A 13,128-nucleotide genomic window follows, 5' to 3' on the forward strand; every position below is an offset into this window, starting at 1 on the left:
GAGGGGAACCCGATTCCCACTAGATCCCGTCCCATCCGGCCGGAGCCGATTCCACGCTGTCGAACAGCTCATTCAACACACTGTCGGCCGACTCGGTCAGCTCGCCGCCGGCGGCAGCCGGGTCGTCGCCGGAGTCCTCCTGCGGCAGCAGTTTGCCGGTCAGGTGGGCAGCCAGCGCCGCAGTCGTCGGGTGGTTCCACAGCATCGTCGCCGACAGCTCCAGGCCGACCAGCGCTTCGATGTCGCGCCGGACCGCCATGGCCATCACCGAGTTGAGGCCGAGCTCGGCGAACGGCCGGTCCAGCGCCAGCTCGGCCTCCGGCATACGAAGCTCGCGGGCCAGGATGCTGCGCAACCCGATTTCCAGCTCGCTGAGTATCTCATCGGCGGGTAGTTGCGCCCAGTCGCGGGTCGGTCCGCCGGCATCGGCAGCGGAGGATCCCGGCTTCCCGACGCCGCCTTCCCGGGGCAGCGGAACCATCACTGCCTGGGCGACGTCGTAGTGCTCGACGTGGTCCCAGGCGGCGAAGGCCTCGGCCGGGGAGATCGGCCGGGAGCCCATCCGCTCCAACTCGTGCAGCACGACGTGGGCCTCGGCGCCGAAGCCGAGGTCTTTCCATGCCACCCAGTCCAGGCTGACGCTGTGGCAGCCGCGCCGGTGGCGGGCGCGGGCCAGCCCGTCGAGGTAGGCGTTCGCACTCGCGTAGGCGCCCTGGCCGGGCACCCCGAATACCGCGCCCGCCGCGGCGGTCATGAAGAAGAAGTCCACGCTCGCCGGCGGGAACAGTTCGTGCAACACCTGGGCGCCGGCGATCTTCGGCCACATGGTGGCCCGCAGCCGGTCGTCGTCGACCTCGGTCAGCAGCTGCCCCTCGGTGATGCCGGCGGCATGGATGATGCCCCGAATCGGCGGTGCGCCGGCGGCATCCCGGCGAGCCAGCAGTTCGGCCACCGCCTCTCGGGAGCCGATGTCGAGCGCGGCCACGTCGACGCTGACACCGCGGCGCTCCAGCGCGCGGATGGCGGCGATCCGGCGGCGGAGATCGGGCGCGACATCGTCACCGTCCCAGTCGCGCCGGGGCGGCAGGGCGCTGCGCCCGGCCAGCACCAGCCGGCGGGCACCCCGGTCGGCGAGCCACCCGGCCATCAGCAGGCCCAACGCACCCATACCGCCGGTGATCAGGTAGGCGCCGTCGGGCTGGCACACCATCGGCTCCCGCTGCGGCGGGCCGGAGATCGGGGTGAACGTCGGCTCGAGGAACCGGCCGTCGCGCAGCACCAGGATGGATTTGGCCGGGGTGCGCAGCACCGCCGACAGCGGCGCGACGCCACCGGCGAAGCCGACGGGGTCTTCGGGCAGGTCGACCAGGCCGCCGCAGAGCTGCGGTTGCTCGGCGCGGATCACCCCGGCCAGGCCCCACAGGGCGCTTTGGCGCACGGCGGCATCGGAGCCGGCCTCGTGGACACCCTGGGTGATGATCCACAGTGCCGGCGGGTGGTTCTCCCGCTCGGCGAGCTGGGCCACCAGCTCGGACACCTCGCCGACGAGCCGGGACGCGCAGTCCAGGTCGGTCTCGCCCGGCCGGGAGCCGGCGACGTAGACGACGGCCTGGGCCTCGGTGATGCCGGCGCAGCGGTGACCGGCTGCGACCAGCCCGCCACGCAGCGCCTCGGCGGCGTCGCCGTCGCCGAGGACCGCCAGCGTGCCGGGCTGCTCCGGCGGCTGGGGAGCCCCGTCCCAGGGCTGCCAGTCGATCGCGTGCGCGATCGAGCTGGGGTCCCCGGTGGGCGCCGCGGTGTCCAGCGCCGTGTAGCGCAGCGACCGAATGTCGACACAGCATTGGCCGTCGGGCGTGCTCACCGCGATGTCCACGATGAGCTCGCCGTCGTCGCCCTCGCGACGGTGCACGGTGACGCCGGCGCAGCCGTCGGCGGGCGGTTCCCCCAACCGGATGCTGTGGGCCGAGGCCGGCACCATCAGGTCCGGGTTGGCGTCATCGACCAGCCGTGCGACGTGCAATGCGGCGTCGAGCAGGGCCACCGTTGCCGATTGTGCGGCCGCTGCTGCTTCTATGTCGGCCCGCAGCTCCGCCGGGGTCGACCGGCCGGCCCGGAGCGACCAGTCGAACGGGCGGCCTTCACTGCCCCAGGTCAGCCACCGCGAGGTCACCGCGTCGTCGTCGAATTGCGTGCCGGCGTGGCCGTTCTTGTGCATCGGCTTGGTGCCGTCGGAGGCGGATTCGTCGTGCGGCGCGATGCGGGCACTGAGGTGTTTGACCCAGCGCGCACCCGCATCGTCGGTGACCGCCTTCGACAAGATGACGACCGACTCGGCGTCGGCGACCACCTGGACGGTCCGCGGCCGGTCGATGATGATCGGGTGCTCGAAGCGGATGTCGCTGACGGCCGGCTGGCCGCTCGCCTCGATGGCGGCGTCGGCCAGCGTTTGCAGCAGCACCGATGCCGGCACCAACTCCACCCCGTTGTTGCGGTGACTGCCGGGATACGGCTTGGACTCCGGCGCCAGCCGCGCCTGCCACAAGTGGACGGTCGGTGTGCTGCCGACCTTGATGTGGGTGCCCAGTAGCACGCCGGGCCGCGGCGCGGATTCGGCTGCGCTGACCGAGTTTTCGATCTCCAGCCAGTGGTGGGTGTGGCGCCACGGCGTGGTGGGCAGCACCGGGTGCGGCTCGGGCGGGTGCGGCAGGTCCCGGGGTTTGAGCGGGTGCGCACTGTTGAGGTGCTGGTGGAATCCGACGGTGTCATCGCCGTGGCGCACCAACGTCGCGACGCTGCGGTGCGGAACCGTCTCCAGGTTCTCGTCGATGGTGTGCGTCAGTAGCGGGTGGGGGCTGATCTCGATGAAGGTGCCGTGCTCGCGTGCCGCGGCGGTGATGGCCTGGCTGACCAACGCCGGTTGACGCACATTGGCGACCCAATAGTCGGCATCGAGCACCGGAACCGGCCCGGCCGGATCAACCACCGTGGAAATGAACGGAATCTGCGGGGCCGACACCACCAGATCCGCCAACTGCGCCCGCAGCTCATCCAGGATCGGATCCATGAACGCGGTATGCGAGGCCACCTCCATATTGACCCGCCGCGCAAACCGCTCCCGGCCGGCCACCGCCGCGATCACCGCATCCACCTCGGCCGGCAAGCCCGCCACCACCGTCTGCCGCGGCGACAAATACCCGGCCACCTCAACCTGCGGATACCCCGCCAACAACTCCTGCGCCGCCGCGGCATCCAGTTCCAACAGCGCCACCGCGCCCTGACCGGCCTGCCGCGACATCAACACCGACCGCGCCGCGATCACCCGCAACCCCTGCTGCGGCGTCAGCGCCCCGGCCACCACCGCCGCAGACACCTCCCCCATCGAATGCCCCACCACCGCATCCGGTGACACCCCATAGGACCGCCACAACGCCGCCAACGCCAGCTGCACGCCCATGATCACCGGCTGCACCTGCGCATCACCGGAAATCTCAGCACCCGAGGCGATCACATCCCGCAGCGAAAAACCCAGCTGCGCAACAAAATCCGGCTCCAACTCAGCAATCGCCGCCGCAAACACCGGCTCCTCGGCCAACAACCGCCGACCCATCCCCGCCCAATGCGAACCCTGCCCGGAAAACACGAACACCGTGCCGGGCCCGGGCAGCACCGTTGCCGGCTCGACGACGCCGGGTGCGGACTCCCCGGCGGCCAGCGCGGTCAGGCCGGCGATGGCCTGCTGGTGGTCGCGGGCGGCGACGGTGGCGAACTTCTGATGACGCGTCCGGTGGTGGTTGAGCGTGTGGGCGACCTCGGCCAGCGGCACGTCGGCGCCGTCGCCGCGCAGCCAGTCGGCGAGCACGCCGGCCGTGGCCGCGATACGCGCCGGCGACTTCCCCGACACCAGCAACGTGCTCACCACCGGCTCGGCAACCGGCGAGACCGACTCCGACACCGGCGCCTGCTCGACCACCACATGCGCATTGGTGCCCGACACCCCAAACGAGGACACCCCCGCCCGACGCGGACGCGACACCGCCGGCCACGCCATCGCCTGCGCGGCAATCTGAAACTTCGCCGCCCCCGCACCGGCATTCGGCGTCAACGCCGAGAAATTCAAATGCCGCGGAATGAACCCATGCTGCACCGCCAACACCGTCTTGATGAAACCGGCAACACCGGCAGCCGATTCCAGGTGCCCGAGGTTGGTCTTGACCGACCCCAACACCAACGGCGCCGCCGCACCCCGCTCACCGAACACCGCCGCCAGCGCATCCAACTCGATCGGATCACCCAGCGCCGTCCCGGTCCCGTGCGCCTCGACATAGTCGATATCACCCGGGGACAACCGCGCCGCCGCCAACGCCGCGCGCACCACCTTCTGCTGCGCCGGACCCGACGGCACCGTCTGACCCGACGACGGCCCATCCTGATTCACCGCCGAACCCCGCACCACCGCCAGAATCCGGTCACCATCACGCTGCGCATCCGAAAGCCGCTTGAGCACCACCACCCCGGCACCCTCACTGCGGACATAGCCATCGGCGGCGGCGTCGAACGTCTTGCACTGCCCGTCGGGGGCCAACATGCCCCACCGCGAGGTCGCAATGCTGTTCTGCGGCGTCAGCATCAGGTTCACCCCGGCCGCCAGCGCCTGATCGGACTCGCGCCGGCGCAGACTCGCACACGCCAGATGAATCGTCACCAACGACGACGAACACGCGGTGTCGAGCATGATCGCCGGACCGTGCACACCGAGGAAATACGCCAACCGGCCCGCCGCGAAATTGGCGGCGTTGCCGAAGGGAACGTAGGGATCGATATCGGCGGCCTGAATGTTGCCGATCATGTCGAGGGCGTAGTCGCTGGTGGTCATACCGACGAAAACGCCGGTCTGGGTGCCCCGAATCGCCTCCTTGGTGATCCCGGCATGCTCCAACGCCTCCCAGGCCACCTCCATCAACAACCGCTGCTGAGGATCCATCGCATCGGCCTCACGCGGCGAAATACCAAAAAACTCCGCATCGAACTCAGCAGGCTGCCACGACGACAAAAACCCACCCTCACGAGAACAAATCGTCCCCGCCACCGAATGGTCCGACGAATAAAACGCATCCGCATCCCAGCGATCCGCCGGAACCCGAACAATCCCCGAACCCTCAGCACACAACAACCGCCAAAAACCGGCAGGATCCCCCACCCCACCAGGCAACCGACAACCCAAACCCACCACCGCGATCGGCTCGGTGTCACCGGCCTCCGCCACCGCCAACCGCGCCGTCAAATCATCAATCTTGCGCAGCGCCTCAGCGACAATCGCCCGGCGATCCGGCCCCCCAGCCGGTACAGCGTTCATCTCGCTCAACTCAACCTCCCCGAAAGCCGCGCGAGCAGCCCCTCATCGCATCACACTGACCGAGCGGAAGTATCCAGTCGGTCGAATCCGTCCCGCTGGTAGATCTCCACGCAGCTGGAGCGGCGGATCTTGCCGCTGGTTGTGATCGGGATGGCGCCTTGCGGAACCAGAACCAGATCGCCGATCGCCAGGCCGTGCGCCTTCGACAGCGCGGACGTGACCTTCCGCCTCACCTCGTTCAGCCTGTCGGCAACCTCCTCGTCCGAGCCCCCCTTGTTCTTGAACTCGGCGATCGTAACAAGCTGCTCCGACCTACTGTTCGATACCGACACCGCAGCGACGCGCCCGCCGGTGATCTCCTGCACGGTGGCCTCGATGTCGTCCGGGTAGTGATTCTTGCCGTCGACGATCAGCAGGTCCTTGATCCGGCCGACGATGTAGAGCTCGCCGGCGGAGATGACGCCGAGGTCGCCGGTCTTGAGCCAGGGGCCCTGCGGCGTGCCGGGCGAGGGGTCGGCCAGCTTGCCGCCGAAGGTGGCCTCGGTGGCCTGCTGGTTGTGCCAGTAGCCGGCCGCCAGGTTGGGGCCGTATGCCCAGATTTCGCCGACCTTGCCCTCCGGGTTCTCGGTCTGGGTGTCGGGGTCCACGATGCGGACCGTGCAGGCCCGCGGCACACCGCAGCTGACCAGCTCGACGCCGCCCTCGGGTCCGCTCGGCTCGGCGATGCCGTCGGCCAGCTTGGTGTAGTCGAAGCGCGGGGTCGGCGGCGGGCTGCCCGGGGTGTTCGACGTCAGGTAGACGGTGGCCTCGGCCAGGCCGTAACCGGGCCGCAGCGACGCCGGGTTGAGGTTGAACTTGGTGAACCGCTCGACGAGCCGGCGCAGCGTCGCCGCGTGCACCCGCTCGGCGCCGAACGCAAAGGTGTGGACCTGGCCCAGGTCGAGGCCCGCCATGTCCTCGTCGGAGGTGCGCCGGACGGCCAGCTCGTAGGCGAAGTTGGGCCCACCGGTGTAGGCGTTGGGATAGCTGGCCACCAGCTGCATCCAGCGGGCCGGCTTGGCCAGGAACGCCATCGGGCTGAAGATCACCGCCTGATGACCCCCGACCAGCGGGAAGATGATGCCGCACATCAGGCCCAGGTCGTGGTAGAAGGGCAGCCATGCCACCAGGGTGGTGTCGGCCGGCACCGTCTTGCCGCGGTCCTCGAAGGTGTCGGCGATCATCTGCCGCATGTTCTCGATCGCGTTGTGGTGGCCGACCATGACACCGGCGGGGGTGCGGGTCGAACCGGAGGTGTACTGCAGGAAGGCGATCTTGGTGTGTGCGGTGGTGGTGGGCGCCACCGCCGGCTCGGAGTCCAGGTCCAGCGCGTCGACCTCGATCACCACCGGCGGTTTCCCGCCCAGGTCACGGATCGAGTTGGCGATGTCGCCGACCGCCGCCGACGTGGTCAGGATCGCCGCCGGGGTGCAGTCGCGCAGTGCCGCCGTCACCCGCTCGTCGTGCGCCCCGAACATCGGCACCGGCAGCGGCACGGCGATCATTCCCGCCTGCAGCGCGCCGTAGAAACCGATGATGTACTCCATGCTCTGCGGGGCCAGCAGCGCCACCCGGTCGCCGGGCGAGGCACAGGTCGCCAGCTCGGCCGCCACCACCTGCGCCCGGTCATGCAGCTGCGACCAGGTCACCGTCTCGCGGTAGCCCTCCGGGTCGACGTCGAAGTCGATGAAGGTGTACGCAGGCGCATCCGGCTTTTCCCGGGCACGGTCGGCCAACAGGCTCGGGATATGCGATTGAGTAACCGGCATAGCGATGATTTCTCCTTGTGCTGTCAGGTCCGCGGACCTCACCTGCTCAGTAGTTAGGCCCCGTCCAGAGTCGTCACGTGTGGCGTCCGAACTGACGGTTTCGCTGCGCGGCGCCCCTGCACAGCGGAGGTATGCAATTGGATTAGCGACATTTGGGATGCTTCCCTGGGATCGGGTCCGGTGGGCGACGTGGCGCAGCCCGCTCAGCTGAGTGCGTCAGCCTCACCCGCGGCCGGTTGCCCGCCATGCCGGCCGAAGAGGAGGGCGGGTACATCCGGTCGCCGAGATCGCGCGGCCCATGCGGCCGGAACGGGTGGTTCGACCATCGACACGGGTACCCCTTCTGGATGTTTGGAACCTACGCAAAAACTCCTTGGACCCCGACATCCCAGGCGTTTCCCTCCCGCGGAGGCTACCACGTAGGCACTGTTGACAAGGAATTTCTAGGTCCCTCACAGCGCGAACGAGGCAGACCCGGGATGTTAGCGCAGAAGTCATTAATAGCACCAGCGGTCACACCGGTACCAACAGCAAACTCACAGTCAAGGCGGGGCCTGGCCGCGCTCGCCCGTCATCGTTGGCAGTACGCCGCCAGTTTCGCCTCGATGTCGCCGACCAGTTCCGGCAAGTGGTCGTTGAGGTAGAAGTGGTGGCCCGGCGCGGTGAACGTTCGGGCGCTGAACTCGGCGGTGGTGCGCTCGGCCCAGGGGGCGACCTTGTCGGCGGTCGCGACGTCGTCTTCGTCGCCGTGGAAGGCGACGATGGGACACGACACCCGGGCCTCCGGCGGGCAGTCGTAGTTGGCGATGGCTTTCAGCCCGCGCAAGGTCGGGAGGATTTTCGCCGCGAACTCCTCGTTCTCCAGGAACTCGGGGTTGACCCCGGTCATCTGGCTGACGGCCTCGAGCAGGCCGCGATCGGAGTCCCCGATGTTGTCGTAGCCGGCCCGGCCCGGCGCCCCCGCCGCGGAGACGAACAACGCCGCGATCCTGGTGCCGTTCGCTTCGAATCGGCGAGCCACCTCGAAGGCCAGCAGGGCGCCCATGCTGTGGCCGAAGAAGGCGGCGCACTCGTCGGCCGGCGGAGCCAGCTTCTCGCAGACCCGGTCGGCGAGGTCCTCGATACTGGTGAAGGCGCCGAGGTCGTGGTTACCGCCCTTGCCGGGGTACTGCACTCCGACGCGTTTGACGTCGGTGGTGAACGCCTTGGAGAACGGAAGGTAGTACTGCGGCGATCCGCCGGCGTGCGGGAAGATGTAGAGCTTCGGCGTACGGTCAGTCACTCGCGCAACATTAGCGGTCGCCGCCGGCGGCCCCGCTACCCGATTGCCGCCGTCGCGTCGCCGAACGGGGCTCCCAGCCGCGGGACCGCGTCGATCCCCCGCCGGCGTCCACCCGCAACGGCGCGGCGGACCAGCGCGGCCACCCCGACGAACCCGGCATGATCCAGCGCCACGAACGGGGTCAGCAGCCGGTTGTGCACGAATCCGAACGCCAGCCCGGTCGCCGGATCGGCCCAGCCCATCGAGCCGCCCAGCCCGACATGGCCGAAGCCGGGCATGACCTGGCCGAACGGGATCGCGTGATAGCCGAGGTGGAAGGCCAGCGGAACGCCGACGGTGCGGTCCCATTCCAGGGTGCGCCGACCGGTCAGACCGTCCACCAGCCGGCGCGACAGGAACCGGGTGCCGTCGAGCTGCCCGCCGTTGGCCAGCGCACCGTAGAGGCGCGCCAATCCCCGTGCGGTGGCCACGCCGTTGAGCGAGGCCGCCTCGGTGTCCAGGAACGGGATGTCGCCGCGCACGGTGTCCATCACCCCGGGGAAGTAGAACGCGCCGAATCCCCCGTACGGCAGCATGGCGGCCGCCTTGGGCGCCACGAAGTCGACGATCGGGTTCCGCCGACTGCGCTGCGGCATGATGATCTGTGCGGCGACGGTCGGGCAGCCGGCGGGCGGACGGCCCAGATGCAGGCCGTCGGTGTTCAGCGGCGCGGCCAGCTCGGCGCGGAACAGCTCACGCATGCCGGTACCGGTGACCGCTCGGGCCAGCCCGGACATCAGCCAGCCGTAGGTCAGCGCATGGTAGGCGGGCTTGCCGAATTCGCGCCCCGGCGCCGCGGCCGCCATCCGGGCCTCCATGGTGGCGTGGTCGAGCAGGTCCGCCCTGCTGGCGCCCTGCAGGTGGGTCAGCCCGACCCGGTGGCCCAGCAGCTGCCGGACGGTGATCCCGGCCTTGCCGTTGGCGCCGAATTCCGGCCAGTACTGCGCCACCGGCACGTCGTAGTCGATCAGTCCCCGGTCGACCAGCCGGTGGATGACCGTCGATGCAGCACCCTTGGTGGCCGAGAACACCATCGCGCCGGTGTCGACCGACCAGGGCACCCGGCCCGCGCGGTCCGACCACCCGGTCCACACGTCGACGACCGGCCGACCGTCCAGGTACACCGCCAGGGCGCCGCCGCCGTAACGGCGACCGGGGAACATCGCGGCGAAAGCGCGCACGGCACACGCGAAGCTCGGGTCGGCCGCGCCGTGGACGTTCGCCGGAAGCGCGCTGCGGCGAGCGCCGGGATGCTGTGTCATGGCTGGGAATCTACCTCGCGGCCGGTGCCCATAAGCCGTGTTACCGCGCGAGTCGCGGGGCCCGAGCCGGCTAATGCCAGATGGCCTCGAGGATTCGCTGGGCGGCCAGGGCGGGGGTCAGATCACCGCTGAGCACCTGCCGTTCGGCCTCGGTGCGCAGCGCGCGCACCGCCGGGTCCGACAGCGCCCGTTCCAGCACCGCGTCGGCTACCAGTTGCCGGGTCCAGTCCACCTGCTGGGCGCGGCGCCGGGACTCGAACTCGCCGGCGTCGATCAACGTCTGCCGGTGCCGCTCGATGGTCTCCCAGACTTCCGCGAGCCCGCTGCCCTCGATCGCGCTCATCGTCAGAACCGGTGGGCGCCAGAGGGTTTCATGCGGATAGATCAGCCGGATCGCGGCCGACAGTTCTCGGGCGGCCAGCCGCGCCTCGGCGAGATGCTCGCCGTCCGCCTTGTTGACCACCACGAGGTCGGCCAGCTCCAGCACACCCTTCTTGATGCCCTGCAACTGATCGCCGGTGCGGGCCAGCGTCAAGAAGACGAAGGTGTCGACCATGCCCGCGACCGTCACCTCGGACTGGCCGACGCCCACGGTCTCGATGAGGATCACGTCGAAGCCGGCGGCCTCCAGCAGCACCACGGTCTCCCGGGTGGCCTTGGCGACGCCGCCCAGGGTGCCCGACGTCGGCGACGGGCGGATGTAGGCGTCCGGGTGCGCCGCCAGCCGCTGCATCCGGGTCTTGTCGCCCAGGATCGAACCGCCGGTGCGCGTCGACGACGGGTCGACCGCGAGCACCGCGACCCGGTGCCCGCGCTCGATGAGATGCATCCCGAGCGCCTCGATGGTCGTCGACTTGCCCACCCCGGGGACGCCGGTGATCCCTACCCGCCGGGCTGTCGACCCGGGGTCCGCCTGCTGTCCGGGTGACAGCGCCAGCAGCAATTCCTGGGCCTGTTCGCGGTGATCGGCGCGGGTGGACTCGACCAGTGTGATGGCCCGGGGCAGCACGGAGCGGTCACCGGCGCGCACCGCTGCCGCCAATTCGGCGACGCTGTCGCCCACGTTGTCAGCCATCTATTTCGTGTCTGCGACCGGTCCGTCCGGTTCGCCGAGCTCGTAGCCTCGCTGCGACGCGAGCGTGCGCAACAGGTCCGCGGCGGCGTCGGCGATCACCGTGCCCGGCGGGAAGATGGCGGTCGCTCCGGCGGCATAGAGCTCGTCGAAGTCGCCGGGCGGGATCACCCCGCCCACCACGATCATGATGTCGGGCCGGCCCACCTCGGCCAACGCGTCGCGCAGCGCCGGCACCAGCGTCAGGTGCCCGGCCGCCAGCGATGACACCCCGACCACGTGCACGTCGTTGTCGGCGGCCTGCCGCGCCACCTCGTCGGGGGTGGAGAACAGCGCGCCGACGTCGACGTCGAATCCGATGTCGGCGAACGCGGTGGCGATCACCTTCTGACCCCGGTCGTGCCCGTCCTGACCCATCTTGGCCACCAGGATGCGAGGCCGGCGGCCGTCGGCCTCGGCGAACTTCTCCACTAGGGCGGTTGCGCTGGCGATGTTGGTGCCCTTCCCGACTTCGTCACGGTAGACGCCGGAGATGGTACGGATCTCGGCCTGGTGGCGCCCGTAAACCTTCTCCAGCGCATCGGAGATCTCTCCGAGGGTGGCCTTGGCGCGGGCGGCGTCGATGGCCAGCGCCAGCAGGTTGTTGCCCAGCCCGTCTTCCCCTTGTGGGCCGATAGGCCCTGACAGCGCAGCCGCCCGGGTCAGCTCGGCCAGCGCGGCCTGGCACGCCTTTTCGTCGCGCTCGGCGCGCAGCTGCTGCAGTTTGGCCAGCTGTTCGGCGCGTACCCGGCTGTTCTCGACCTTGAGCACCTCGATCTCGGTGTCCTCGGCGACCTGGTACTTGTTGACGCCGATCAGCGGCTGACGCCCCGAGTCGATCCGGGCCTGGGTGCGGGCGGCGGCCTCCTCGATGCGCAGTTTGGGGATGCCGTCGCTGATGGCCTGGGCCATGCCACCGTGGGCTGCCACTTCTGCGATGTGGGCGCGGGCGCGCTGCGCCAGCTGGTGGGTCAGCCACTCCACGTAATAGGAGCCGCCCCACGGGTCGATCGGCCGGGTGGTGCCCGACTCCTGCTGCAGCAGCAGCTGGGTGTTGCGGGCGATGCGGGCGGAGAAGTCGGTGGGCAGTGCCAGCGCCTCGTCGAGGGCGTTGGTGTGCAGCGATTGGGTGTGGCCCTGGGTGGCGGCCATCGCCTCGATGCAGGTGCGGGCCACGTTGTTGTAGACGTCCTGGGCGGTCAGCGACCACCCCGAGGTCTGCGAATGGGTACGCAGCGACAGCGATTTCGGGTTCTTCGGGTTGAACTGGGCGACCAGCTCACTCCACAGCAGCCGGCCGGCGCGCAGCTTGGCGACTTCCATGAAGAAGTTCATGCCGATGCCCCAGAAGAACGACAACCGGGGCGCGAACTTGTCGATGTCCAACCCGGCGTCCAGGCCGGCCTTGATGTAGTCCACCCCGTCGGCCAGCGTGTAGGCCAACTCCAGATCGGCGGTGGCACCGGCCTCCTGGATGTGGTAGCCCGAGATCGAGATCGAGTTGAACTTGGGCATCTTCGCGCTGGTGTAGCCGAAGATGTCGGAGATGATCCGCATCGACGGCTTCGGCGGGTAGATGTAGGTGTTACGGACCATGAACTCTTTGAGGATGTCGTTCTGGATGGTGCCGGCCAGCTTCTCCGGCGGCACCCCCTGCTCCTCGGCGGCCACCACGTACAGCGCCAGGATCGGCAGCACCGCACCGTTCATCGTCATCGAGACGCTGACCGCGCCCAGGTCGATGCCGTCGAACAGCTGCCGCATATCCAAGATGGAATCGATTGCCACACCGGCCATTCCGACGTCACCCTGCACCCGGGGGTGATCCGAGTCGTAGCCGCGGTGGGTGGCCAGGTCGAAGGCGACCGACAGGCCCTTCTGCCCGGCCGCCAGGTTGCGCCGGTAGAAGGCATTGGAGTCCGCGGCCGTGGAGAACCCGGCGTATTGGCGGATCGTCCACGGCTGGTTGACGTACATCGTCGGATACGGCCCGCGCACGAACGGCGCCTCGCCCGGGAAGCTGTCCAGCGGGTAGCCGTCGGCGAGCACGGCGGCGCGATCGGCGGCGGTGTAGACCGGCTTGACCGCGATGCCTTCCGGGGTGTGCCACTCCAGCTGCTCCGGTGTGTAGCCGTGAGCGGCCGCGGCGGCCGCGACGTGCTCGGCGACGTCGGTCGCAGAGACTTCAGCCGCCGGTGCGCTGTCCTGATCGCCGTGCAGCGGGACGTCAGCGAAGCTGCCGAGGGTGCTGTGTGAGGTGCTGGCGGTCATGG

General features: G+C 69.5%; 6 protein-coding genes. All 6 read right to left on the bottom strand.

Annotated features, from left to right (window positions below; genetic code table 11):
* Positions 1-19: 19 nt before the first annotated feature.
* Complete coding sequence (locus ACAG20_RS03985) at positions 20-5,353, bottom strand: type I polyketide synthase (RefSeq protein WP_370491604.1); 5,334 nt, start codon at positions 5,351-5,353, stop codon at positions 20-22.
* A 50-nt stretch (positions 5,354-5,403) separates the two neighbouring features.
* Positions 5,404-7,161: an AMP-binding protein gene (locus tag ACAG20_RS03990; protein ID WP_370491605.1), complete on the bottom strand. Its 1,758-nt coding sequence runs from the start codon at positions 7,159-7,161 to the stop codon at positions 5,404-5,406.
* A gap of 571 nt (positions 7,162-7,732) precedes the next feature.
* Entirely contained in the window at positions 7,733-8,443 is a 711-nt protein-coding gene (locus ACAG20_RS03995; RefSeq protein WP_370491606.1) for a thioesterase II family protein, read from the bottom strand.
* Positions 8,444-8,478: 35 nt separating this feature from the next.
* Entirely contained in the window at positions 8,479-9,744 is a 1,266-nt protein-coding gene (locus ACAG20_RS04000) for a serine hydrolase domain-containing protein (protein WP_370491607.1), read from the bottom strand.
* Between the two features lie 70 nt (positions 9,745-9,814).
* Positions 9,815-10,819: a methylmalonyl Co-A mutase-associated GTPase MeaB gene (gene meaB / locus ACAG20_RS04005; RefSeq protein WP_370491608.1), complete on the bottom strand. Its 1,005-nt coding sequence runs from the start codon at positions 10,817-10,819 to the stop codon at positions 9,815-9,817.
* The gene (gene scpA / locus ACAG20_RS04010) at positions 10,820-13,126 is read right to left on the bottom strand and encodes a methylmalonyl-CoA mutase (protein WP_370491609.1); all 2,307 of its coding nucleotides are present in this window, start codon (positions 13,124-13,126) and stop codon (positions 10,820-10,822) included. It abuts the gene before it with no gap.
* Positions 13,127-13,128 lie beyond the last annotated feature (2 nt).

The sequence above is a fragment of the Mycobacterium sp. pW045 genome, assembly GCF_041287085.1.
Lineage (GTDB): Bacteria > Actinomycetota > Actinomycetes > Mycobacteriales > Mycobacteriaceae > Mycobacterium > Mycobacterium algericum_A.